This is a genomic window from Agrobacterium leguminum (assembly GCF_005144435.2).
In the GTDB taxonomy this organism is placed as follows: domain Bacteria; phylum Pseudomonadota; class Alphaproteobacteria; order Rhizobiales; family Rhizobiaceae; genus Agrobacterium; species Agrobacterium leguminum.
The window spans coordinates 164,652-189,682 of record NZ_CP120216.1 but is presented as its reverse complement, the minus strand read 5'-3'; the positions used below and the strand labels follow the sequence as shown (position 1 = coordinate 189,682).

Below are 25,031 nucleotides of genomic sequence, written 5' to 3'. Positions count from 1 at the left end.
AAAACCTAAATCGGCGCGAAAAGTATGTCAATATCTTTGCTTAACTTTAGAAAGCCATGCCGCACTTTGCTTGACGGAACCCGATAGGGAATATGGCAATATTACCGAAAAACAAACATTTTATGCGGCGCAATTTGTGCGGCGCACAATGGAAATTTCCTTAACCTGAAAAATATAGATCAATATATTGACATTGATCCGGCTATTTCGCTACCTTGTCGATGGCGTCCCATATGGCCGCATTCTCAGGGAGGAGATGGAAATGAAACTGAAGGGACTACTAGTCGCCTGCGCGCTCGTGTCGTTTCACGGGCCCGCTTGGGCTGAAACTGCGGTCAAGCTAGGGGTCTTGACCGATCTCAGCGGGCCCTATGCCGACCTGTCGGGAAGGGGTTCCGTTATCGCGACGCAGATGGCCGCGGAAGAATTCCAGAAGTCGCATCCCGATTTCAAGGTCGAGGTCATTTCCGCTGACCACCAGAATAAGCCCGACGTGGGTTCCGCCGTCGTTCGCAAATGGTTCGATCAAGATGGCGTCGACGCGGTCGTCGACGTGGCAAGTTCCGCTGTTGCCCTCGCGGTCAGCAAGCTGGCAACAGACAGCAACAAGGTATTCCTGGCATCGGGTCCGGCGAGTTCCGACATCACCAACAAGGCATGCTCAGCGAACACAGTGCAGTGGACATATGACACCTATGCGTTGAGCAAGGGTACTGGCGACGCTCTTGCACGATCGGGCGGCGACAAATGGTTTTTCGTAACGGCCGACTATGCGTTCGGCCACGCGATGGAGCGCGACACGTCCCGCTTCGTCGAGGCCGCAGGCGGCAAGGTGCTCGGGAACGTCCGTCATCCGATCAACACGCCGGATTTCTCATCCTATCTCTTGCAGGCTCAGTCTTCCGGCGCCAACGTCGTGGGGCTGGCGAATGCTGGCGCGGACACGATCAACGCGGTGAAGCAGGCTGCCGAGTTCGGTCTGACCAGCAGCGGCATCCGGTTGGCCGGTCTTCTCGTCTTTATTACGGATGTTCACAGCCTCGGGATTCAGGCGGCTCAGGGTCTTGTTGTGACAGAAGCCTTTTACTGGGACCTCAACGACGACACCCGCTCCTTCTCCAAGCGTTTCGCTGAACGTGCCGGAGACAAGATGCCAAGCCAGGTTCATGCTGGCGCATATTCCGCCACACTCCACTATCTGAAGGCGCTCGCGGCCGGTGCATCCAAGGACGATGGAAAGGCTGTCGTCGCCAAGATGGAAGAGCTCCCGACCGAAGACGAGGCTTTTGGCAAGGGTTCGGTCCGAAAGGACGGCCGCAAACTGCACGACATGTTCCTTTTCGAGGTGAAGAAGCCTGCAGACTCTTCAGGTCCCTGGGACCTTTACAAGCAACTCGCGACCATTCCGGCAGATCAGGCCTTCCGGCCTCTCTCTGAGAGCGAATGCGCGCTCCTTCGCTGATAGCCAGCGTCTGAAACACTGTCCGCGCGCGATGCGCGGGCAGTAAGCCCGCCTCCAAAAATTGAGATGGATCCCTACGTTATGAAGTTGTTTGCGCATTTTGAGCAGTCGCGTTCATGGTCCGAAGAAGAAGCCATGATTATCGAGCAGGTGTCCCGGATTGCGGTGGAGGTGATCGCTCCGAATGCCGATGGATTCGATGAGCGCAAGGAATTTCCCTGGACCAATTTCAAAGCTTTCAAAGAAATGGGCTTGAACGGCGTCTTCGTTCCCGAGGAATATGGTGGGGCGCCCATAAGCTATCGCTGTTTCCTCGAGATCGTCCGCATCATCTCCGAAGCATGCGCATCGACCGGTATTATCTTTGGAACCACCGGCGCGGTGGTCAAACCGATCCTCGCGTTCGGCACTGAGGAGCAGAAACAGCGGCTTCTGCCGATAATCGCGGAAGGCGGTCTCGGCGCAATGGCGATCACCGAGCCGCAAGCGGGTTCGGACGGCTCGAACATTCGAACCAAGTTTACACCTGATGGCGACGACATCGTCATCAACGGTGGCAAGATCTTCATTACCACCGGTGATGTAGCAGACGTGCTGTTGCTGTTCGGGAAGTGGAGCGAGCTCGAGGATTCATCGAAGGGTGTCTCCGCTGTCATCGTGGAAAAGGGTACTGCCGGTTTCGAGGTTGTTCGGCTCGAGTCGAAAATGGGTGCCAACGCATCGTCCACGGCCGAGCTCTTATTCAACAATTGCCGCATCCCGCGTGCCAATCTTCTCGGCAATCCGGGGGATGGTATGAAAATCATGCTGAACGTCCTCAACAAGTCCCGGCCGAGCGTTGCGGCACAGGCATTGGGGATCGCTTCGGCCGCGTTTAACGACGCAGTCTCTTACGCAAACGAGCGCCAGCAAGGCGGCAAGAAGATTATCGGTCACCAGGCGATCGCATTCATGCTGGCCGATCTCGCCATCGAGCTTCTTGCCACCCGGGCTCTCCTTGATCATGTCGGACGCCTCGTGGATGAAGGTGTAGAGGACATCAGTGTCGAGGCCTCGACCATCAAAGTGAAGGCGTCGGACCTTGCCATGCGGATGACGACGGATGCCGTCCAGGTGTTTGGAGGACATGGCTATGTGCGCGGCAATCGCGTCGAACGGCTGATGCGCGAAGCGAAGGTCACCCAGATATGGGAAGGCACAAACCAAATTCAGAGACAAGTCATCAGCCGCGATCTCATTGCGCGCTAGGTGAAATCGATCGTCATTGTGCGAACGTCTGAAGACCGCAGATTGAAGTATAGCATAGCGAGGATCCCATGGCTGTTGAATTGACACAGCAGGAAGAGTTTGCGCCAGGCTTTGGCGGCACACAGCGCCTGCCGGGCGAAGGCGAGGGCGCTTGAGATGATCATGACCGGCCGGACCGTTCGTACGGAAGAAGCGCTGGCGATCGGTTTCGTCCACCGCACTGTCACCGAAGTGAACAAGATCGCGTTCCCCTTTGCCCGTCAGTTTTCCGAATTCAGCCTGGTTGCCCTCGGCTACGCGCAGGACGCTGTCCGGCGTGCTCTGTCGACCACACTGCAGGACAGGTTGAAGATCGAAGCCGAAATCTCGACCATCGCCTTCCAGCCAAAGGACGCACAGGAAGGCATTACTGCTTTCAGCAAAAACGAACGCCAGACTTTGTCGATACGTGAACAGCGACCGTGGATGAGGGCCTGCCCATGCCTCCGCTAAAAGACCTCCTCATAGTCGATTTTTCGACGCTCCTCCCAGGGCCACTTGCGAGCCTAATTTTGGCCGAGGCTGGCGCGAGGGTCATCAAGATCGAGCGCCCGAATGTTGGCGACGCGATGCGTTTCTACGAACCGGTGGTCGACGGTGAAAGCGTGCAATTCGCTATGCTCAATCGTGGCAAACAATCGATAGTGGTCGATTTGAAATCCCCGGACAGCGTGGAGGAACTGTGGCCGTTGATTGAAAAGGCGGACGTGCTGATCGAACAGTTCCGGCCGGGGGTCATGGAGCGTCTCGGACTTGGATACGAGACATTGGCAAAGCGTAATCCACGGCTGATCTATTGTTCGATCACCGGCTGGGGCCAAACAGGCCCGAAAGCAAACAAAGCGGGCCATGATTTGAATTTTCAAGCCGAAGCGGGACTGCTCGGCTTGTCGCGTGACAACAATGGCGCGCCGGTTCTACCGGCTTTCCTTGCTGGCGATATCGCTGGTGGGACACTTCCAGCGGTCATCAACATCCTGCTCGCGCTGCGTCAGCGCGGAACAACTGGCTGCGGATCGCACATCGACGTTGCAATGTCGGACAACCTGTTCGGTTATGTGTCCTGGGGGCTAAGTTCCGGTTTCTCCGGGCGTGGGTGGCCTCTTCCTGGCGACGACCTGACGACCGGTGGCTCGCCGCGCTATCAGATATTTCGAACGGCCGATGACAGGTTTTTGGCCATCGCACCCATTGAGGATAAATTCTGGGCAGAATTTGTCGAGGTTATCGGTCTGCCGGCGGAGTTCCGCGGCCCCGATGCGCCGGTTCGCCTGACGATCGAAGCGATCGCAGAGTGCATCGGCAAGAAGACAGCCGCGGAATGGTCATCGGCCTTTGACGGACGGGATGTTTGCTGCTCGATTGTTTCCACACTCGAAGAGGCCGTCGCCGATCGTCATGTGGCGGCACGCGGGCTTTTCTGCGAAAAACTTGAAACTGGTGCAGTCGAGCTACCCGCGTTGCCTGTAGTTGTCGCTCCAATCTTCCGATCGAAGCCTGAACGGACATCAGCACCGCGTCTAGGAGCGATTGGTGAAAGGAGTAGCCATGGGTAGCTACCATGTCCGGGACCTCGGGTCTCTCTACGCTACGACGATCGACGAGCTTCCCAATCTTGTATCGGTCGACAACGACTTCATAGTCGATGGCGACACCGCAGGCGTGGACATTGGTAACGTGCTCGTCGCTGGACGAGGCCAAAATATTCCGTCGGCAACGTTGACCGTTGGGATGAAGCTTGTCGCTTGCGGAGGCGCAATCACCTTGGAGCATCCTTTTGACATATCCGGCACGAAGCCGATCACTGCTGCACAACACCTGCTTGAAGAGACGGGCAGGCGCCACGCGCTCCCTACGAGGGGCGCCGGCGCCGGGCAGTGGATTGCGACGATCATCAAGCAGGTGTGATGACACCAACTCTCGGGGGAGGACCATGGAGAGAAACGATGCCGGTGTAAGGCCGGGAGCAAATGATTATATTCTGGAGACACGCGGGCTGACGATGGAGTTCCGCGGCTTCGTTGCGGTGCGTGACGTCGATCTGAACGTGAGGCGCCACACCATACATGCGCTGATCGGGCCAAACGGGGCCGGCAAAACGACATGCTTCAACCTACTGACCAAATTCTTGACGCCAACGGCGGGCTCGATCGTTTTCAATGGGCAAGATGTCACCCGGACAGGTCCCGCGGCAATGGCGCGGCTGGGCATGGTCAGATCTTTCCAGATCTCCTCAATCTTTTCCCACCTGACGGTGATCGAGAATGTCCGCGTCGCGCTTCAGCGGAAGCTCGGAACGTCGTTTCATTTCTGGAAAGCGAAGCGTTCACTCTATCCTCTTCACGCGCGAGCAGACGAGCTTATCGAATGGGTCGGGCTGGAGGCTTACCGAGATGTCCCGGCGGGCGATCTTTCCTATGGGCGCAAGCGGGTGCTGGAACTGGCCACGACCCTTGCGCTGGATCCGGAGTTGCTGCTCCTCGATGAGCCGATGGCGGGCCTTGGCCACGAGGACATCGACCGCGTCGCTGAACTCATCCGCCGCGTCTCCGACGGACGTAGCGTGCTGATGGTCGAGCATAACCTGGACGTCGTTTCTGATCTGTCGGACACCATCACCGTCCTGACACGAGGCAGTATTCTGGCTGAGGGCGACTATGATTCCGTTTCTCGGAACCCTGCCGTCCGCGAAGCCTATATTGGAGGCGTCCATGCTTGATACGTATCGCGAAAAACGCCTTCGCGTCGAGGGGTTGAATGCCTTCTATAGTGACAGTCATGTGCTGCATGGCATCGATCTGAACGTTGAGCGCGGCGAACTCGTCACGCTCCTTGGACGCAATGGCGCGGGAAAGACCACGACTTTGCGGGCTATCATGGGACTGGTCGAACGACGAGGCGACATCCGCTTCGATGGTGCCGATCTGTCCCGGCTTGCTCCTCACAGGATCGCCCGTCTCGGGATCGGTTACGTGCCGGAAGAGCGGGGCATTTTCTCCAGCCTCAACGTTACAGAAAACCTGCTTCTACCCCCGCCAATCAAGTCAGGCGGCATGACCGTGGAGGAAATCTACACACTTTTTCCCAATCTGCGGGAACGTGCTGGCAGCCAGGGCACGAAACTTTCCGGCGGGGAGCAGCAGATGCTCGCGATGGCGCGAATCCTGCGAACGGGCGCCGATTTCCTTCTCCTTGATGAAGTCACTGAGGGACTGGCCCCGGTTATCATTGAGCAGATCGGCATCGCAATCGGGCTTTTGAAGGAACGTGGCTTCACGATCCTCTTAGTCGAACAGAACTTTCCCTTCGCCAGCCGGATAGCCGACCGGCACTATGTCATTGAGAACGGCCGTGTGGTCGACATGGTGTCGAAGGAAGATCTCAACGATCCGGGCGTGGCGGAACGCCTGCACTCGTTCCTCGGCGTGTAGGAGGCCACGATGACGACTATTCTAGGTATTCCTTTGCAGGCACTCTTTGGTCAAGTCCTGATCGGGCTTATCAATGGCGCATTTTATGCGCTTTTGAGCCTTGGTCTGGCGATCATTTTCGGTCTGCTCAACATCATTAATTTTGCGCACGGGGCACTCTACATGCTCGGTGCTTTCGCCGCGTGGTTGCTGCTGAACTATTTGGGCGTGACCTATTGGGGGGCGCTCATTCTCGCTCCCTTTATCGTCGGCGTCATCGCCGTCGCTATGGAGCGCTTTATGCTTCGCCGTATCTACAACCTCGATCACATTTACGGCCTGCTCTTGACCTTCGGAACGGCCCTGCTGATCGAAGGTGTTTTCCGCAACCAGTTCGGTGTCTCAGGTCTGGCCTACCCTATTCCGACGCAACTCCAAGGCGTGCAGAACCTCGGCTTCATCTTTCTCCCGAACTATCGGGCCTGGGTGCTGATCTCATCTCTTGCGGTCTGCATCGCCACCTGGTTCCTGATCGAAAAGACCCGCCTCGGATCCTATTTGCGCGCAGCGACGGAAAACCCGAAACTCGTGCAGGCCTTCGGCATCAACGTGCCGCTGATGATCACGCTTACCTACGCGTTTGGCGTGGGACTAGCGGCGCTCGCCGGCGTAATGGCAGCACCAATCTATCAGGTTAGTCCAGTCATGGGTTCGAACGTTATCATCACAGTATTCGCTGTGGTCGTCATCGGGGGCATGGGATCGATCCTCGGCGCCATCGTTTCCGGCTTTGGCCTCGGCCTCATCGAGGGATTGACCAAGGTTCTTTATCCGGAAGCATCAAACACTGTCATCTTCGTTGTCATGGCCATCGTGCTACTCGTGAAACCCACTGGTCTGTTCGGGAGGGCCACATGAATACAGCAAAAACAGTCGTTCTTCCGCAGCAGCCAAACGGTGCTTTCCTGCGAAAGCTCGCGGTCTTCATCGTGGCCGCAATCATTCTCGTCGCAGCCCCCTACGTCGTCTATCCGGTCTTTCTGATGAAAGCCCTGTGCTTTGCGCTATTTGCCTGTGCTTTCAATCTGCTGATCGGCTATGGAGGCCTTCTGTCTTTCGGGCACGCAGCCTTTTTCGGGTCGGCCGCTTATGTCTGTGGCTATGCGGCGCGAGATCTGGGACTGACGCCGGAATTAAGCATTCTCGTCGGAACCGCCGGCGCTGCCCTTCTTGGTTTCGTGATCGGCGCAATCGCCATCCGTCGCCATGGAATCTACTTCGCTATGGTGACGCTGGCTCTGGCCCAGATGGTCTACTTCTTCGCCGTGCAGGCCCCGGTCACCGGCGGAGAAAACGGTATGCAGGGAATTCCACGAGGGTTTCTCTTCGGCGTCATCGATCTCAACAACACGCTGGCAATGTATGCCTTCGTGGTGGTTGTGTTCCTTATCGGGATTGCAATCCTTCATCGGGCGGTCCAGTCGCCGTTCGGCCAGACGCTGAAGGCCATTCGCGATAACGAGAACCGCGCAATCTCGCTCGGCTACGACGCCAATCGCTACAAGCATCTCGCTTTCGTACTTTCATCTGCCATTGCCGGCCTCGCAGGTGCGACAAAGGCACTCGTATTCCAGCTCGCATCGCTGACCGACGTCCACTGGACGATGTCCGGCGAGGTTGTCCTGATGACGCTGATTGGTGGGCTCGGCACTACCTTCGGCCCGGTTGTGGGGGCGTTTGTTCTTGTCGCCCTTCAGACCTATCTGGCCGAAAGCGGTTCATGGGTCATGGCTATTCAGGGGGCAACGTTCATCATTTGTGTTTTGATGTTCCGCGAAGGCATCGTGGGCGCGGTCAAGAAGATATTGCCGACGGATCCGGTTCCGGAGGCCCGTGGATGAGCCGAAAGGGATGATTTGAAAGTCTGGGCATCGAGGAAAGGACGCGAACTCCTAGTGCGGACTCAATTTTTGCTCTGCCAAAGGGAGCGCCTTCCCCAATCTGCAAGCGAACGACGCGCGTTCGTCATATCTGGAAGAGTTGTCCGCTCACACGCTTTAAGATTGGAATTTTCGTAGAAATTAATTGGAGATCAGGATGTATATCGTGATGCTTGGACCACCGGGTGCTGGCAAGGGAACACAGTCGTCCCGGCTGGCACTCTCCTTCGGAATTCCCCACCTCTCGACCGGTGATATCCTGCGCGCCGCGATACGCGATGCCACGCCTCTCGGTCTTCAGGCAAAGGCTGCCGTCGATAGCGGCGCTTTGGTCGACGATGCCACCATCAATGGCTGCGTCAAGGAGAGGGTCGCAAAGCCCGATGTCCAAGCCGGCTTTATCCTCGACGGTTTTCCCCGGACAATCGAGCAGGCTCAAGCACTCGACAGTATCCTCAAGGGAAGAGGTCTGAAAGTGGATGTCGCTTTGGAGCTCGTAGTCGATATCGAACACCTTCAGCAACGCATCGCGAAGAGGGCTAGCGATGCCGCTGCCGCAAGACACGAAATCCGTTCCGACGACAATGAAGATGTGCTGCGAAAGCGGGTCGACGCCTATCTGACGCACGCCGCGCCCTTGTCGGAGTTTTATCGCAGCCAAGGAAAATTAGTGGAGATTGATGGACTGGCGGATGTGGAGACTGTGACGTCGAAGCTCACGCTTGCGATCGAGTCCGTCGTTTCAGGTGGGCTTCCGTCAGCGTAGGGCGTCGGTGCCAGCATCACCGCCGTTGACGTAACGACTGACGAGGAAGCGATCGTGGGAGCCTCTTTGTTCAGCGGGACTGAAAATAGTAAAGGATTGGAGAACATCATGACAGAATTGGTCGTATTGAAAAACCACGGGCACTGGAGTCAGGTCACACTCAATCGGCCCGACCGCCTCAACGCCCTCAACGAACAAATGCTCAAACAATTGACCGGCACGCTTGAAGGGTTGGCTGCCGACCCGTCATGCCGCGCTGTCTTAATCACAGGGGCAGGGCGAGGTTTTTGTGCCGGCCAGGACCTCGCAGACTGCGCACCTGGGCCGAACGGATCGACGCTTGACCTCGCGGACATCATGGAGAAGCTCTACAATCCGCTGGTTGTGCTTCTTCGCTCGATGCCGAAGCCGGTCATTTGCGCCGTAAATGGCGTCGCGGCAGGGGGCGGGGCGAATGTCGCGCTCGCCGGCGACATCGTGCTGGCCGCGCAATCCGCGAAGTTTATCCAAGCCTTCGCCAAGATCGCGCTGATCCCAGATTGCGGGGGTACGTGGTTTCTCCCGCGTCTCATCGGCGATGCGCGCGCCCGCGCTCTTGCTTTACTTGCCACTCCGGTCGAGGCGCAACAAGCGGAGAGCTGGGGGATGATCTGGCGGTCCGTTCCAGATGCGGACCTCATGTCGGAAGCGGCCGCACTTGCGGAATATCTTGCAAAGCAGCCGACGGAAACGTTTGGTCTGCTAAAGCAGGCCCTTGCCGCATCGCCAACGAATAATCTAGCCGCGCAGTTGAACCTTGAGCGGGATCTGCAGCGCAAAGCAGCGCAGACAAGTGATTTCGCAGAGGGCTTGCACGCGTTTTTCGAAAAGCGCGAGCCCCATTTCTCGGGGTCCTCCGTCTAGCCCCAAGTCCGGCCAAGATCAAAATTAGTCATTGAATCGATCTCAAGATGGGGGCAGTGAAAAATTCATTCAGAGATCTGGAGTGGCACGGCTCCGGTCTAGGGACACGTGGAACAAGAGGCCCGCAGTGATTGTGCGGGCCGAGTTCCGACCGAACCAATCGATATGGGTTCGAAATTTTGTTACCTGCAAATGGAAGCCACGTAATGCTGCCGCAACGATTAGAAACGTACGTCGTTCTTCCAATTAAGGTGGAACGTTGTCAGGGGTAGTTGTCGCATGGACACGTTAGTCCGTTATGGCAAGCCATTTGGACTCAATGCCCCCAGCTTATCTTCAACCTGTGGACGCGTTGTTGCTGGGCCTTGGCCGATACCTGAATCTGGATGTCTCCGCATCCTCGTGTTTTGTGCATCCCGACGGCGTTCGGAACCGATGACTGCTTCGAGTTCCATAAGATAGATTACGCGATCTGTCTGTGTAGCCGCAAAGTTAAAGTGTCCTGTTTCTGCAAAGTTGGAATGTCACTCTCCCCGGGTTTGATGACCTGGGAGATTGCGGATGGGATTGATTGCGATGAGCGAGCGTGACCTGCAGCGGATCGAGGTTTTGTCGAAGGTGATGGCGGGACGCATGACGCTGGTGTCGGCGGCGCATGTGCTTGATCTGAGCACACGCCAGGTGCGTCGGCTGCTGGACCGGATCAGCACTGGCGGTGCGGCGTCGATCCGGCATAAGGCGATCGGCCGACCGTCGAACAATCGGATCAGCGATGGCGTTCGCGATTACGCGGTGACGCTGGTTCGCGAGCGCTATGTGGATTTCGGTCCGACGCTGGCGGCCGAGAAGCTTGCCGAGCGCGATGGATTGCGTGTGTCGCGCGAGACATTGCGAAGCTGGATGGTGGATGCTGGTCTTTGGCTGTCGCGCGAGCAGCGTCGGACGTTTCATCAGCCGCGATTGCGGCGTGAAGCCTATGGTGAGTTGGTGCAGATCGATGGGTCGGAGCATCGCTGGTTTGAGGATCGTGGTGACCCGTGCTCACTGCTGGTGTTCGTCGACGATGCGACGGGCAAATTGATGCAATTGCGCTTCGTGCGTTCGGAAAGCGCCTTCACCTACTTCGAGGCATTGGAGCTGTATCTCAAGCGTCATGGCGCACCGGTTGCCTTCTACTCGGACAAGCACTCCGTGTTCCGGGTGGCGAAGAAGGATGCCAAAGGCGGTCAGGGCATGACCCAGTTCGGGCGTGCGCTTTGCGAGCTAAACATCGAGATTCTCTGCGCAAATTCTAGCCAGGCCAAGGGCCGTGTCGAGCGGATGAACCGGACGCTGCAGGATCGGCTGGTCAAGGAATTACGGCTGGCGGGCATCCGCGATATGGAGACCGGCAATGCGTTTTTGCCGGGCTTCATGGAGCACTATAACCAACGCTTCGCAATCGTCCCTGCCCGGTCGGAAGACCTGCACCGGCCGATGAATCTGGCGCCGGACCGATTGCAAGAGATCCTGTGCAAGCGCGAGCAGCGCTATGTCGGATCGCAGCTGACGTTTTCGTATGAACGCAAGCGGATCATGCTGGAGGAGACCGAGGTGACGCGTAGTTTGGCCGGCCGTTACGTCGAGACCTACGCGTATGCGGATGGTCGTCTGGACGTGCGCTGGAAGGGGTGTTCCCTGCCCTACAGGGTGTTCGACAAGGACCAGCGGGTGACGCATGCGGCGATCACCGAGAACAAGCGATTGAGCGATGTCCTGGCCTATATCAAGGAGCGCCAGGATCAGCGGACGAAGCCGAAGGTGAAGACCAACAGCGAGAAGATTGGCTACAAATCGCGGGGTCGCAGGCCGGGTCCGCGCACGGATTTTGTGAATGATCCGGCGGTGATCGCTCGGCGAAAGAAGGCGCTGTCGCGGCAGCAGGCTGCGGAGTAGCGCATCGACCACATAGTCTCAAAGCTAAAGCCGAAGGGGTGTGTTCCACCCGCCCCGATCTGATCTTGCAAGCGGGATCAGCCGCTCAGATCGGGGCTGATCGTCGTGCCGCCTGGCGGCCAAGCGGACATTTCTACTTTGCCAGACGGAGGACATTCCAACTCATCCGCCACAAAAATTGTAGCCGGGTACATTCTATTTCCAAGTGCGACATGCCAATAATTTCAATGGCTTCACTTTGGAGATTTTCGCATGTCCGGATGCTATACGCAAATGACCCTCGCCGATCGCCGCCTCCTTCACCGGCTCGTTGATCAGAAAGTCACGATCAACGAAATGGCACGGCGGCTGGGACGCCACAGGTCGACCATCTATCGAGAAATCCGCCGCAACACCTTCCATGACAACGAGCTGCCCGAGTATACTGGGTATTTTGGTACGATCGCCGATGAACTGAGGCGCGAGCGGCGACGACGTTTGCGCAAGCTTCGGCGCTATACAGATCTTCGTGCCGAAGTCATTCGTCAGTTGGAGGCACGCTGGTCACCCGAACAGATCGCCGGGCGCCTGGTATCGGAGCGATTGAGCCTTGTCCGTGTCTGCGCCGAGACCATTTACCGGTTCATCTACAGCAAGGAAGATTATCAGCTCGGTCTCTATCTCTACCGGAAGCGCGCCGCAAACGCCGGCCACTGCGGTCAAGAAAGCCTCGCGACGGTGCATTCCCGGCCAGCCATCGCATATCGCAAAGGCCTGATTTCATTGGAAACAGATCGCGGTTTGGGCACTGGGAGGGTGACCTTATCATCTTCGAACGACCGTTTGGCCATGCCAATGTGACGTCCCTCATCGAACGCAAAAGCCGCTACACGGTGCTGATCAAAAACCCGAGCCGGCATTCGCGACCGATCATGGACAAGATCGTGCAAGCATTCTCCCGCCTGCCCGCCTTCGCTCGTCAGAGCTTCACGTTTGATCGCGGCACAGAGTTCGCGGCATTCCGGGCTTTGGAAGATGGTATCGGTGCACGAAGCTGGTTCTGTGATCCAAGCGCGCCCTAGCAGAAAGGTGCCGTCGAAAACGCCAACAAGCGCATCCGCCGCTTTTTACCGTCGAACACCGACCTCAGCCAGATGTCGCAAGCAACCTTGAACCAGGTCGCACGCATCCTCAACGACCAACCCAGAAAGTGCCTTGGATACCTGACACCAGCCGAAGCATTCATGGCCCATTTGCAGGAGGAGGCCTGATCCCCTACCCTCAAAAACCGGCATGTTGCACTTGGGGTAGGACGTCCAGACGTCCAACGAACGCTATGTGGATTTCCGGCCGACGTTGGCGACGGAGAAGCTGGCTGAACGCGATGGTTTGCGGGTGTCACGCGAGACGGTGCGCAACTGGATGGCGGATGCCCGCCTCTGGCTGTCGCGCAAGCAGGGCCGGACGTTTCATCAACCGAGATTACGTCGCGAGGCCTACGGCGAGCTGGTGCAGATCGACGGGTCGGAACATCGCTGGTTCGAGGATCGCGGACCGTCGTGTTCGTTGCTGGTTTTCGTTGACGATGCGACCGGCAGGTTGATGCAGCTGCGCTTCGTGCGCTCGGAAAGCGCTTTCACCTATTTTGAAGCACTGGCGCTATATCTCAAACACCACGGCGCACCGGTTGCCTTTTATTCCGACAAACATTCAGTGTTCCGGGTGGCGAAGAAGGATGCCAAGGGCGGTCAGGGCATGACGCAGTTCGGGCGGGCGCTTTGTGAGCTAAATATCGAGATTCTCTGCGCAAATTCGAGTCAGGCCAAAGGACGGGTCGAACGGATGAACCGAACGCTTCAGGACCGGCTGGTCAAGGAGCTCAGGCTTTCTGGCATCGACACCATGGAGGCTGGCAATGCGTTCTTGCCGGCTTCATGGAGGACTACAATGCGCGATTTGCGATCGCCCCTGCCCGCTCCAATGACTTACATCGGCCGATGAATCTGCCACCGGACCGGTTGGCCGAGATTCTGTGCAAGCGCGAGCAACGTTATGTCGGATCGTAGTTGACATTCTCGTTTGAACGCCAGCGGATCATGCTGGACGAAACCGACGTCACGCGCGGTCCGGTGGGTCGCTATGTCGAGACCTATGCTTATGCGGACGGTCGGCTGGAGGTGCGTTGGAAGGGTATTGCCTGCCCTACACCGTGTTCGACAAGGATCAGCGGGTGACGCATGCGGCGATCACCGAGAACAAGCGGCTCGGCGAAGTCCTGGCGTATATCAGGGAACGCCAGGGCGAGGAGAAAAAACCAGAGGTAAAAAGCAACAGTGCGAAAGGTGGTTATGTCAAACGGGCTCGTGGTCCCGGCCGGCCGACGGATTTCATGAACGATCCTGCGGTGATTGCGCGGCGTAAGGAGGCATTGTCGAGGCAACAAGCGGCGGAATGAATAATCTCAAAGCTAAAGCCTAAAGGGTGTGTCTCTCACCCGCCCCCGCCCTTCCCTTGCAACCGGAGAGCCGGTTCGGTCGGGGGCTGATCGGAAAGCAAGTGTCGCATTTCCCGGTGACCAGAAGGCGGAACTGGACATTTCTACTTTGCAAATCGGCGGACATTCCAACCCCCGCCGCATTGCGTGTAGCCAGCAGGCATTTTAGAGATGCGACAGTCGTCGCCTCTTGGGATGCTGGTCCAACGTCAGCAATGGGAAGCAAGATCAGCGACGTGCATCGTGGCCGAGCCCCATTTATCGATCTCCTCACCATCCGCATATTCGGCTACGCAGTCACGCAGCAAAATCCTGCTGAACCAGCTTCATGGAAATCTCATGGGCGGACATCGGCTTGCCGACGAGATAGCCCTGGAACTGATCACAGCCAGTGTCCCGCAAGATTGCGGCCTGCTGCGAGTTCTCGATGCCCTCGGCAGTAACGGGGATGTCCAGGGCCGTTGCCAGGGCCACCGTCGCCCGAAGAACATCAATCCCGTTGGCATTATTCTCAACGCCCGATACAAGCGATCGGTCGATCTTCATCCGGTCGAAGCCGAATTGGCGTAGTGCGCCGATGCTCGCATAACCGCAACCGAAATCGTCAAGCGCGAACTTGATGCCAACCCGACGAAGTTGGTCTATCGACCGACGCGCCTGCTCTGGATTGGACATCAGTACGCCCTCGGTTATCTCCAAAGTAAGCCGATTAGGGTTGAAATCAGCCTCCCGGAGCACCGTGATCACCTGCGCGGCGAAATCCGGATTGCACAACTGGATGGGTGAGACGTTGACCGACAAGGCCAGGTTAGGCCAACTCTTTGCGTGGCGGATCGAGGTTCGTAACATGTGAACACCGAGAGCATCGATGAGACCGGACTTTTCTGCGAGTGGAATGAAGACCTCAGGGCTGATGTTTCCGGCAGCACTTCGCCAACGCGCCAGCGCCTCAAGTCCGATGATCGCACCTGTCAATGCGGAAACGAGGGGCTGGAAAGCTGGCTCGATTCCTCCGTTGTTTATGGCTTCCCTCAATTCACCTTCCATATCAGCGACGCGTTGGCGTTCTCGATCAAGCTCCAGATCGTACGCGACAGCATGACCCTTGCCGTTCTCCTTGGCGCGGTAGAGCGCCATGTCGGCTCTACGCAGCAGCTCCAACGGCGCAACATTCCCAGTTCGAGGTGCAACCCCGATACTTGCCCCGACTTCAATTGTCCGTCCGTCAATCCTGAACGGCTCGGCAAAGATTGCGAGGATGCCTTCTTCTATCTTGCGGCGGTCGATCGATCCGACCTGCACCAGCGCGAACTCATCGCCACCGAGCCGCGCCGCCGCCAGCATTTTCGGATGACAGGACCGCAGCGCGTTAGCGACCATGCGGATCAACTCGTCCCCAACCGCGTGTCCCCAGGCGTCATTGACGGCCTTGAAGCCATCGAGATCGATCAGGTAAAGCGACACCTCTGCGTTCTTGTCCATACTCTCTAGCGTACTGAGCAGCCCATGCCGATTGAGCAGGCCGCTCAGTCCATCGTGGGTTGCTTCGAAACGAGTTGCTTCCACCAGTTGCCGCAGGCGTCTCGCCTCGGACACGCCCGCAAGAAGGACGGCCACCAGAAACAGGGCGAGGATGCCCGCCGCTGTAACCACGTCAGAATAAACTTTGTCAAAGATAGCGTTTCCGGGAAACCTGCTCGGCCAGACGATGTAGGCAATAGCGACACCGTCCATGTCCTTGACCGGGGCGTTTAGAAGACCCGGCTCTGGTGTCGATTGGAGGCGTAGACCGTCCAGTTCGTGCTCGTCGGACAGTGTATCGAGAACGTCCGGCGTAAGTTCTTTAAAAAAGCTCAAGACGCTAAGCTTTGGAAGTTCTGCGCTGGTTTCGAAGGGCTGGATTGCCTGCGATGCGACCAGTGCAACACCATTCCTTGTCTTAAAAAAATGGACCAACGGTCCCTGCGTTGGAACTGCTGCGGTCTCGACTTGTCGTCCGAAGGCATCTCCGAAATAGACATCCGGCTGGAATGGTTGCCCCTTCGCATAGGCGGATACCGTTCTTCCGTCAGGCCCGGTGACAATCGCGCCGTCATAGAGCGAATAATTCGCGCTTGTTTTTCCCCAATTTTCATAGGCAAACTCTGCCGCCACAGGCGTACCAATGGCAGCGTAGGCATCGTCCCATACAGCGTTGTCCGTTGTCGTCGCAGCTAGTCGCTCCGATACTTCTTCGACAACTGTTTGGGTCATATGGCTGGCCCGGGCATCGTCAATTTCGTTTGCCGAGCGGGTCATAGTGGTAACGACACGCGCCACAAAGCCGGTGAGCACGAGAGCAACGGCGACAAAGGCGACCGTCACCGCGATGACGGAATAGGTCTGGGCGCGAACACGCTTGGGAGGCTTGTTGAACGACATGAAGAATCCGAGAATGGAGAAATGAAGATCACGCGAGACTGGCCTATACGACTTGTACTGCGTTCGGACGTACAGGCTTTGCGACACATACCAAGTGGCTCTTGAGCACGGGTCTGGGCATCAAAATTCCTCCCATGAACTCTCAGCGATGGCAGCGTTGCCGTGCATCGGATAGGCCTTGGCGAGTTTACCGTGCAGTTCGCGCGCAGGAGAACTTTGCGGCCGTGATGACTGGCGTGCCGCTTGTTGCGGCGCATGCGCACGCTGCACCTTTCCGATATTGAACTCGCTCAGCATCTGGGCGATGCTACCGACCTCCCGCACAAGCGCATGGCTTGCGGCGGTAGATTCCTCCACCATAGCGGCATTCTTCTGTGTGCCCTGGTCCATCGCGTTGACGGCATTGTTGATCTCCTGAAGAGCCGTCGCCTGTTCGCGCGCCGCCTCGACGATCGAGCCGATATGTCGATCGATTTCCTTGACCTCACCAACGATAACCGTCAACGCCTCTCCTGTATCTCCGACCAGTGAGACCCCGGCCTTGACCTGCTCGCCAGAGGTGTTGATCAGTTCCTTGATCTCCTTTGCCGCCTTGGCGGAACGCTGGGCAAGCTCGCGAACCTCCTGCGCGACGACCGCAAAGCCCTTGCCAGCCTCACCGGCGCGGGCAGCCTCGACACCGGCATTCAAGGCCAGCAGGTTCGTCTGGAAAGCAATCTCATCGATAACACCAATGATATTGGAGATTTCGCGCGACGAACTGTCGATCGCTCCCATGGCCATGACCGCCCGTTGCACGATCTGGCCGGATTTTTCCGCGCCCGCCCGCGCCTTTGCCACCAGATGGCCAGCTTCTTCGGCGCGCCTACTGGAGTCCTTGACGGTCGTGGTGATTTGTTCAAGTGCGGCGGCTGTTTCTTCGATCGCGGCTGCCTGCTGTTCTGTGCGCTTGGACAGATCGTCGGCTGCGGAGCGAATCTCTTGCGATCCCGCATGAATCTGCGAGGCGGCCGTGTCGATCTGGCTTATCGTGCCTGTCAGTTGATCGAGCGCGTGATTGAAATCATCGCGCAGCCGGTGATAGGCGGCAGGCAGGTCGTCGGTGATACGGTAGCTGACATTCTTGTCGACAATAGCGGACATGGCTTTGCCGAAACAGCCACTCACCAGTTTCTGCTCGCTCACGACAGCGTCCGCCTGGGCTTTCTGCTTGGCAACTTCCGCTTCGTCGATATAAACAGAAATGGCTAAGTCCATGTCGAGCATTACGGCCTTGACCAAGCTCGCAAGCGCCTTGCCGAAGTCCGCTGGCTTCATCGTCTTTTTGGAAAACATCCCGCCCTTGGGAAACATCTCTTCGACGGCGCTGTTGATCAAATGATCGAGAATGATAGCGTAGCCGCCAATGTACCATTGCGGCTCCAAGCCAATCCGCGCGTGAACCGTTCCGATAGTGCGGACCTTGTCGACATAGTCGTCATTGAAATTACCATCGGAGATGTTGACCCAATGACCCTGTTGCGCGCCCTTCGCCCGGACGATGTGCTCGTCAGAGGAAAAGAACTGCTTGACCTCCGGGCTATTGCGAAGCTGGGCATAGAATTTGTCGAGACCGTGCGGCAGTTCGCGTTCTACCAGAGCCTTCAGCGAGCGGATGCTGGCTCTGCCCTGCGCGTCGAGCTGCATGAAGTCCAGGCGGCGCTCGATGTTCTGGCGTTTCGATGGGGCTCCTCCTGCGCCAGCGGTCGAACCGTGGTGAGCATGATGGCTGGTATGCGCATAAGAGTGATTCGACATGACATCCTCTAGGAGACTGGAGCAAGGGGTGTGGTGCGGGAATGCCGCCTCCGAAGCCTGCCGTCATGGCGGTAAATGGTGCAGACCGCGCCCCATCGGATAATCCCGGAATGGGGGTCGTATGATTGACAAAGTGTAAACCTTGTCAGCAGTGTCCGATTACTCTACGTTAATTGGATATTCTTTTCGTATTTCGCGCTTTCCAACGCAGTAACTGGAAACAATGTTGGATGCGCATAGGTTGGTGATCTCTGCCTGTTTGACGCTCGCGCCTCGTGCCAAAATATCAGCGTATGGGCTCTCAAATTCTATGTGTTGTTTCAAGTGGGATTCAGGTATTGGATCAAGGTCATTCGTTTATCGATCGTTGTCTGGTATCTGATGGGTTCTCGCCATAGGCTGCCCGGTACGCTGCTGAGAAGCGGCCCAAATGGAAGAAACCCCACTTCAGACAGATCGCTCTGACGGATTGCCGGTTCAATGGATCGAGCAAGTCGCTTCGGGCGGCTCGCAATCGAAGAGATCGCAGATAAGCGGCAGGGGTCGTTTCCTTGAAGGTGCGAAAGCCGATTTCGAGCGCCCGCACCGATACACCTACGGCCTCGGACACTGCCGACACCGTGATCGGCTTCGCAACGTTTGCTTGCATGAAATCGATCGCATCGCGCACATGCCACGGTGCGATCAGATGCGTTCGCCTCTCCAGACGGAGCGAGAAGCGATGCGGGATCGTTCGGACCACCATGTCGGCCAGCGTCTGACTCAGATACAACATAGCCAGCGGCGACTGCAGCAATGGTCCGTTGTTGTACATGCCAGAAATAATCGTCTGCACGAGATTTCCGAGAAGTTGTCCCTCTGGCGTCGAAAAATCTACCATCGGCGACAAATCCAGTGAGCCCTCCAGAGGTACTTCGAAGATTAAGGAAACGGCCTGCACGATAATTGACCAGTCCAAGCGTAACACGTTCGAAATATGCGGCGCTCCTCGTACGGAAAAATGATCGGCTTCGTGATTGTTGACCAAGACCAGCCGTTCCGGGCGGCCTCCAACGGTGCGTTGACCCAACGATACGTCGATGGCGCCCTCATTCACCGAGAGGATCGATAGCCATTTCGCTGTCTGAGGCACCGCCTGGACACGCCATTCATCATGATACTGGCCGCTAACCAAGGTCAGAGCACCGTTCGTCCAGATATCCGTACTCCATTGGAAGCTTTTGGCTGGACCGATCGGTGAAGCTGCGAATGAGCCGAACTGTCCGGTCAAGGTTTCCACCATACCCTCAAAAGTCGATCCGTGAAAGCGGGGCATAAACTTCATTGCTTTATTCTGAGGCATGCTGGCGAACAACCTTGATGAAATAAACGTCAAACGATGAAAAAAGCGGCCGCCGCGATTGTGGGCGTTGATTTTCGTGTGGAATGAGCAAAATTCATGCCGAGGTACGTACATCAACTGGCTGTCGATCAGGCGACAGATGGGCAATGGTGTGACATTTCAGAGCAAGCTCGCGACTTGATCCCCTACGGCCCCTGCGACACAATGATTATGCTCCGCGATGCAGCGGGCATGCGGTGGTCCTTTCCTGGGACGAACGCTGCGACCGGTCACTGCGGTCATGATGACCCGACCGGTCGCGAATCCTCACAAAAGAGCCTTTCTGAGTTGCATTCAGGGTAAATCGTGGACTATGTCCGGTCCATATGCGGAGGGTGGCAACCGAGAAATCGTTGTGCGGAGTCAGTGCCAGCCGGTTCTCGAATCACGACGCGCGGCCTGATCTTTTGAACCAGAATCAAGCACACCCGCCATTTCCAGGTTCCTGAACCAGTGGCGCGACTAGATGAGATATCCGTATTTGTAATACAGTATCCGTTTTGCGCATCCGAATGCTCGACCCTCCCTAAAGGCAAAACCCCGTTAAGATTTGTAACGGATGTCTCGGCCACGGCAATGCGCAATTGGCCCGTTATGCTGATCGAGTTGCTGAGCCTCTAATATTCCGCCCAAATGATTTGACGCGGTTCTTCCTCAAATCGACAGGACGCATGCGCCTTCCTGCCTCTCGTCAAAAAAATACTGCGACACCCGCAGGCAGTAAGAAGTTTTCTCATGAAACAAGTTATTGAAGCTCCATTTCACCAAATGATGCCCGAAAATTCATCCGCCGTCACCGATGGTGCCGGCATTTCTTCTCACGACGACACGCGAGATGCGTTTGAACATGCACATGCAGAACTGCTCAGCATAACAAACTACCTCGAAGCTCTGTACGCGCAAATTCAGCGTGCGGCCCGAGGCGGACACAATCTCTCACTCGTGACCGATGCCGTGCCGGTAAACGATGGGCAGTCTTTTTTATGATCCGCATCGCTGCCGGACCCAGTTCTTACAGGAACACCTCTAAGACGAGAATCGCATTGGCCAGGATCAGGGCGCTGGGCAAGGATCGAAACGGCGGCATCGCGATCATGGCCGCCTTTTGCCTGCCGATCGTGATCGGCTTTGCTGCGCTGGCGGTCGAATACGGATACGGACTGCTTGTACGGGACGAGAACCAGCGCACCGCCGACCTCGCGTCTTACGCCGGGGCACTTGCCTATAACGAAACGAATTCGGAAGTGAAGATGAAGGCAGCGGCACATCGCGTGGCGCAGCTCAATGGAGTGGATGCCGCCAGCGTTTCTGTTTCGCTCGCAGCGTCTCCGAAAGACGCGCGCGTTCAGGCAGTGCATGTCACCATCACCACGACGAACACGCTCGTTCTCGTGCCGGTCCTTGGTGTCAGCCCGAAGCTTGATATAGGAGCTGAAGCCTATTCCTCAATCGGCTCTTCGGAGAATGGCTGCATCATCGCTCTCGACAAGTCCGGATCGGGTGTCACTCTATCAGGCGGCGTCCAGGTCGGTGCAAGCAAATGTTATGTAAACTCCAACAGCGATCTCGTCGCCCCGTGCGGAACCAAGATCACGACCAAGGAAGCCACATATTTTGATGGCTCCTCGCAGCCTTGCCCATGGACCAGCAATATCGTGCAGGCGGATGGCAGTCCGGCACCTGTATCGAACCAGTACATCAGCGATCCTCTTGAGGGCCATGCGGGTGTGGCCAGGCTCCACCAACGTTTTGCTGTCAATCGCAAGGCCTCTTGGCCAGAAAGCGTCTCGGTCCAGAAGAAAGGCGTCGACCTGTTGTTCGGAGACGAGCCGCCGAAAACAACGGCAGCCGCGATCGAATCCATCGGATGCAAGTACGACCCCACGAATTTCAACGAATATTACAAGGATCGATGGGATATCACCTGTTCGAACTCCACGATCAACATCGGCTCCCTGGTGGTCAAGGGCAATGTCCAGGTGAAATTCAACATCTCTGGCAGCAAAAATACGACATATAACTTCTCGGGAAGAATCCAGAACGATTTCGGTACAAAGCTGGAATTCGGAGCTGGCACCTTCAATGTGGCAAAGGGTGTCTATGGTGCGGACCTGGTGTTCGGAGCCGGTTCCTTCCATGTCGGAATGGGCGACGAGAAATGCGGTGATGCTCGTTATAGCCTCTGCGCCTCCGGGAAAGTCACAATTGGCGGGGCGAGCGCGTTTGTTTTCGACGCGGGGTTCTATACTGGCGCTGGCGCGACACTCAAACTCGGCGACGGCACGTCCAATAGCTACACGTTCGGGAAATCCAGCGGCGACAATGCAATTGGACTCGATGGCGGCTCCATAACGGTGATGGCGGATGCCAGTAGCGGCAAGGGTGTGTTCCGCCTCAACGGCGATCTAAACGGCGGTGGCGGTGGCAGTTGCATCACCATTCCCGCCAGCGCTGAACATGACATATCCGGCAACGTCAATCTGGCCGGCGGCGCCAGACTTGGTGACGGCATCTATACGGTTGACGGGTACTTCTCAGTCAATACCGGAGGATCCGCCTGCAGCGACACCGTCGCCGTTTCCGGCAAGAATGTGACGATCGTCATTTCCGGTATCGACACCCCTTCCGACTGGGAATGCAAGGGCAAGTCCTTTTGCCTGACCGGCGGCAACGCGATTACCCTTACCTCACCGCAGTCGGGTGACTATGCCAATCTGGCGGTGATCGGCCCACAATCGTCCAAGAACACAACCGGCGCGGAAATCACCTCAGGCGGCAAAGGTAAAATCTCCGGGGCTTTCTATTTTCCGAACGGGTTGATCGACTTCGGCGGCGGCGGCCAGATCGGTGACGCTGCAACCGGCTGCCTGCAACTGATCGGTGCAAGCATTTCACTGTCGGGCGGTTCACAAGCGATGTCGGAATGCACCCTGTCGAGCGGCACGGGCAAGGTGGCGCTGGTCCAATGAACTTCATTCGAATCTACGTGGAAAGAGCTATGAGTATGTACGCTCGTCTAAAGCAATTCGTCTGCAAAGATCGCGACGGCAATGCCGCTATCGAATTTGCGCTGATTGCGCCGATCCTCGTTATCATTCTGGCAGGTAGCACAGATTTGGGATTGCTGATCTTTTCCCGCTTTCAGCTTGAGGCCACGATCTCGAACAGTGCGAGCTACGCGATGGTTCATGCCGATCAGGTCGACAGCAAAAGCGGTGAAGATCTGGCGACGAAGATCGCCACAATCATTGCCAGCGAGGACGCTTCCGGTGAAGCGATAGCTTCAATCGTCATCAACAACGGTGCAAAGGCAAGTTACGCCGGAAACAGGATAAAGCTCGGCGGCGCAGCAAGCCAGGCAAATGCCTGCTATTGTCCAACCGGCACCGCATCGTCGCTCAATTGGGGTTCGCAGCGGCCCTGCAGCAATGCCTGTCCCGACGGAGGGCCTGCAGGCAAATATGTCACGGTCACTGCAAAGCGGACATATACGCCGTTATTCTCCAGCTACGGCTTCGTCAAGGATGGTTTCATCTACGCCAGCGCGATCGTCCAAACACAATGAAGTCCACCATCCAAAAACTCTGGCAGTCACACTCCGGCGCCAGTGCGGTGGAATTCGCACTCGTCATGCCGCTGTTTTTGCTGATGCTATTCGGGATGATCGAGTTCGGTCGATTGTTCTGGACCAGCCACGCTCTTCACGACACGGCGATCGCCACGGCGCGCTGTATGGGCATCCCACAGATGGAATGCGAAGATGGTGACGTTTACAGCGCATCCAAGGCAACGGCCTTCGCAAAGGCCACGGCAACGGGCTGGTTCATCGCGCTGGACACGGCCTCTATCACGCTTGATCACGACGCAAGCTGCCATGGCTTAGCTGGTTTCTCGCAAGTGAAGATCAGCCATGAATTCAACACCCTCGTGCCAAAACTTTTGACGTCGCTTGCCGGTGGCACCAAATTGCAGGCGGAGGCCTGTTACACAAATCATTAAAACTGGCTATTGAAGATCGTTTGATCCCGTTACCTTCCTGCGTTCTGGCCGTAGCAAAGTACACTCAAAAAGCATCACTGCAGCGGATGAGCCGATGCACCTACGATCGTCGCGGGTTGCCTCCCTCGCGCCTGCCGAGAAGCGTTTTCGCCGACCGATATTCCGTTGGATGAACGGCGATGGTCACCACGGATCGCAGCCGCAAAAGCTCTTACACCAGGGCGGCTCCGTCACTCTGGAGCCTCTGTCGGAGTGCCACGTCCCAGAACTTTGGGATGCTGCGCAAGTGCAGAGCGAACTTGGACATACCTGCGATACGGGCCGTTCCCAACACTCGATGAAATGGCCCGCCGACGAAACACCACTGCTCGAAGGCGGCATCATCGACACGTTAGGATTCCTTGACCTGATGACCTTCCTGAGCGAACGTTTCGACATCGGGTTGGATGATACGCATTTCGAACCTGACAATCAGCACCCCGGCTGCGCTGGTGCGTTTTGTCGAGGCCCATGCGCCATGGTGGTAACGGATACCCGGTCCATTGCCTGCACGACGGTAGCCCGGATAGCCCGTCAAGTTTCTAGTGAGGACTTGGAAATCCGGAGGATGTGGGCCGCCAGTTTCGGGAAGTAGGGATGCGGTCGTAAGATTTCACAAAACTTGAGCATGCGGAGTTCTTCCCCTCCTCCATCACCATCTTGAAGTGTAGCGAGGTTTGATCCATACCGTTTCTGCACGATATTATTATAATAAGGGGGAAATGATGTCAGAAGCGGGCAAAAAACGGCCCAATCCGATTGACGTTCATGTTGGCTGTCGGATCAGGTTGCGCCGGACCATGAGCGGAATGAGTCAGGAACGGTTGGGTGACAGTCTCGGCATCACCTTTCAGCAGATACAGAAATACGAACGCGGCACCAATCGCGTAGGGGCCAGTCGCCTTCAGAACATCGCCAATATTCTGAATGTCCCCGTCTCGTTCTTCTTTGAAAACAGCCCGGGCCAGGACACGTCTCTTATTGACTTGCCTCAAGACGATCTTCAAACGTTCTTGTCCTCACCCGAAGGGTTCCGGCTTAATCAGGAATTCGTAAAGATTGCAGACCCGAAAGTACGCCATCGTATCGTTGAGATGGTCAAGGCAATAGCCGCGGATCAAGACGAGGGGCCTGCCGAGCTATAAAAGCGCACCTGCTGCTCGAAAGTCAGGATTTGACGGCTGGCAATAGCGGAAAGTGGCGACCGATCAGTGGGGA

At 56.8% G+C, this 25,031-nt stretch carries 21 protein-coding genes and 2 pseudogenes; 20 read left to right on the top strand and 3 right to left on the bottom strand.

Annotation, left to right across the window (positions count from 1 at the left end; all coding sequences use genetic code 11):
- The first annotated feature begins 262 nt into the window (after positions 1 to 262).
- The 14 genes and pseudogenes from CFBP4996_RS27575 to CFBP4996_RS27510 form a co-directional block, all read left to right on the top strand.
- Entirely contained in the window at positions 263 to 1,462 is a 1,200-nt protein-coding gene (locus tag CFBP4996_RS27575) for an ABC transporter substrate-binding protein (RefSeq protein ID WP_080855400.1), read from the top strand.
- 81 nt (positions 1,463 to 1,543) lie between these two features.
- A complete protein-coding gene (locus CFBP4996_RS27570; RefSeq protein ID WP_080855399.1) occupies positions 1,544 to 2,710 on the top strand; it encodes an acyl-CoA dehydrogenase family protein in 1,167 nt (388 codons plus the stop codon).
- A 162-nt stretch (positions 2,711 to 2,872) separates the two neighbouring features.
- Positions 2,873 to 3,202, top strand: a complete 330-nt coding sequence (locus CFBP4996_RS27565; RefSeq protein WP_162936149.1) for an enoyl-CoA hydratase/isomerase family protein — start codon at positions 2,873 to 2,875, stop codon at positions 3,200 to 3,202.
- Positions 3,190 to 4,305, top strand: a complete 1,116-nt coding sequence (locus CFBP4996_RS27560) for a CaiB/BaiF CoA transferase family protein (protein WP_080855118.1) — start codon at positions 3,190 to 3,192, stop codon at positions 4,303 to 4,305. The genes CFBP4996_RS27565 and CFBP4996_RS27560 overlap by 13 nt, the downstream gene beginning before the upstream one ends.
- Complete coding sequence (locus CFBP4996_RS27555; RefSeq protein ID WP_080855117.1) at positions 4,298 to 4,657, top strand: hypothetical protein; 360 nt, start codon at positions 4,298 to 4,300, stop codon at positions 4,655 to 4,657. The genes CFBP4996_RS27560 and CFBP4996_RS27555 overlap by 8 nt, the downstream gene beginning before the upstream one ends.
- 25 nt (positions 4,658 to 4,682) lie before the next feature.
- The gene (locus CFBP4996_RS27550) at positions 4,683 to 5,468 is read left to right on the top strand and encodes an ABC transporter ATP-binding protein (protein ID WP_080855116.1); all 786 of its coding nucleotides are present in this window, start codon (positions 4,683 to 4,685) and stop codon (positions 5,466 to 5,468) included.
- Positions 5,461 to 6,180, top strand: coding sequence for an ABC transporter ATP-binding protein (locus tag CFBP4996_RS27545; RefSeq protein ID WP_080855115.1), 720 nt, complete (start codon positions 5,461 to 5,463; stop codon positions 6,178 to 6,180). Before CFBP4996_RS27550 ends, CFBP4996_RS27545 begins: the two co-directional genes overlap by 8 nt.
- A gap of 9 nt (positions 6,181 to 6,189) precedes the next feature.
- Positions 6,190 to 7,077, top strand: coding sequence for a branched-chain amino acid ABC transporter permease (locus CFBP4996_RS27540; RefSeq protein ID WP_080855114.1), 888 nt, complete (start codon positions 6,190 to 6,192; stop codon positions 7,075 to 7,077).
- Positions 7,074 to 8,060, top strand: coding sequence for a branched-chain amino acid ABC transporter permease (locus tag CFBP4996_RS27535; protein WP_080855113.1), 987 nt, complete (start codon positions 7,074 to 7,076; stop codon positions 8,058 to 8,060). Before CFBP4996_RS27540 ends, CFBP4996_RS27535 begins: the two co-directional genes overlap by 4 nt.
- Positions 8,061 to 8,256: 196 nt before the next feature.
- Positions 8,257 to 8,865, top strand: coding sequence for an adenylate kinase (locus CFBP4996_RS27530; protein ID WP_080855112.1), 609 nt, complete (start codon positions 8,257 to 8,259; stop codon positions 8,863 to 8,865).
- Between the two features lie 108 nt (positions 8,866 to 8,973).
- Positions 8,974 to 9,768 carry a 2-(1,2-epoxy-1,2-dihydrophenyl)acetyl-CoA isomerase PaaG gene (gene paaG / locus CFBP4996_RS27525; protein WP_080855111.1) on the top strand — a complete coding sequence of 265 codons (795 nt, stop codon included), beginning with the start codon at positions 8,974 to 8,976 and terminating at the stop codon, positions 9,766 to 9,768.
- 561 nt (positions 9,769 to 10,329) lie between these two features.
- Complete coding sequence (locus CFBP4996_RS27520) at positions 10,330 to 11,703, top strand: ISNCY family transposase (protein WP_080855110.1); 1,374 nt, start codon at positions 10,330 to 10,332, stop codon at positions 11,701 to 11,703.
- Positions 11,704 to 11,955: 252 nt separating this feature from the next.
- Positions 11,956 to 12,953, top strand: a pseudogene (locus tag CFBP4996_RS27515) (IS30 family transposase).
- Positions 12,954 to 13,011: 58 nt separating this feature from the next.
- Positions 13,012 to 14,137: pseudogene (locus CFBP4996_RS27510) on the top strand (ISNCY family transposase); the annotation flags it as partial.
- 336 nt (positions 14,138 to 14,473) lie between these two features.
- Here CFBP4996_RS27510 and CFBP4996_RS27505 read toward each other — a convergent pair.
- From CFBP4996_RS27505 to CFBP4996_RS27495, 3 genes are all read right to left on the bottom strand, one after another.
- Positions 14,474 to 16,597, bottom strand: a complete 2,124-nt coding sequence (locus CFBP4996_RS27505) for a bifunctional diguanylate cyclase/phosphodiesterase (RefSeq protein WP_080855398.1) — start codon at positions 16,595 to 16,597, stop codon at positions 14,474 to 14,476.
- Positions 16,598 to 16,717: 120 nt separating this feature from the next.
- A complete protein-coding gene (locus CFBP4996_RS27500) occupies positions 16,718 to 18,394 on the bottom strand; it encodes a globin-coupled sensor protein (protein WP_080855109.1) in 1,677 nt (558 codons plus the stop codon).
- 349 nt (positions 18,395 to 18,743) lie between these two features.
- Positions 18,744 to 19,736 carry a helix-turn-helix transcriptional regulator gene (locus CFBP4996_RS27495; RefSeq protein ID WP_080855397.1) on the bottom strand — a complete coding sequence of 331 codons (993 nt, stop codon included), beginning with the start codon at positions 19,734 to 19,736 and terminating at the stop codon, positions 18,744 to 18,746.
- Positions 19,737 to 20,510: 774 nt separating this feature from the next.
- On the opposite strand from CFBP4996_RS27495, the gene CFBP4996_RS27490 reads away from it, so the two are divergent.
- The 6 genes from CFBP4996_RS27490 to CFBP4996_RS27465 all read left to right on the top strand — a co-directional run bounded on the left by CFBP4996_RS27490 (position 20,511) and on the right by CFBP4996_RS27465 (position 24,958).
- A complete protein-coding gene (locus CFBP4996_RS27490; protein ID WP_137396196.1) occupies positions 20,511 to 20,762 on the top strand; it encodes a hypothetical protein in 252 nt (83 codons plus the stop codon).
- A gap of 56 nt (positions 20,763 to 20,818) precedes the next feature.
- Complete coding sequence (locus CFBP4996_RS27485) at positions 20,819 to 22,744, top strand: pilus assembly protein TadG-related protein (protein WP_233283472.1); 1,926 nt, start codon at positions 20,819 to 20,821, stop codon at positions 22,742 to 22,744.
- Complete coding sequence (locus tag CFBP4996_RS27480; protein WP_080855107.1) at positions 22,741 to 23,340, top strand: TadE/TadG family type IV pilus assembly protein; 600 nt, start codon at positions 22,741 to 22,743, stop codon at positions 23,338 to 23,340. The genes CFBP4996_RS27485 and CFBP4996_RS27480 overlap by 4 nt, the downstream gene beginning before the upstream one ends.
- Positions 23,337 to 23,774 carry a TadE/TadG family type IV pilus assembly protein gene (locus CFBP4996_RS27475; protein ID WP_080855106.1) on the top strand — a complete coding sequence of 146 codons (438 nt, stop codon included), beginning with the start codon at positions 23,337 to 23,339 and terminating at the stop codon, positions 23,772 to 23,774. The genes CFBP4996_RS27480 and CFBP4996_RS27475 overlap by 4 nt, the downstream gene beginning before the upstream one ends.
- A 286-nt stretch (positions 23,775 to 24,060) precedes the next feature.
- On the top strand, positions 24,061 to 24,408 hold the full coding sequence (locus CFBP4996_RS27470) for an acyl carrier protein (RefSeq protein ID WP_233283473.1): 348 nt from the start codon (positions 24,061 to 24,063) through the stop codon (positions 24,406 to 24,408).
- Between the two features lie 127 nt (positions 24,409 to 24,535).
- Entirely contained in the window at positions 24,536 to 24,958 is a 423-nt protein-coding gene (locus CFBP4996_RS27465) for a helix-turn-helix domain-containing protein (protein WP_162936148.1), read from the top strand.
- Positions 24,959 to 25,031 lie beyond the last annotated feature (73 nt).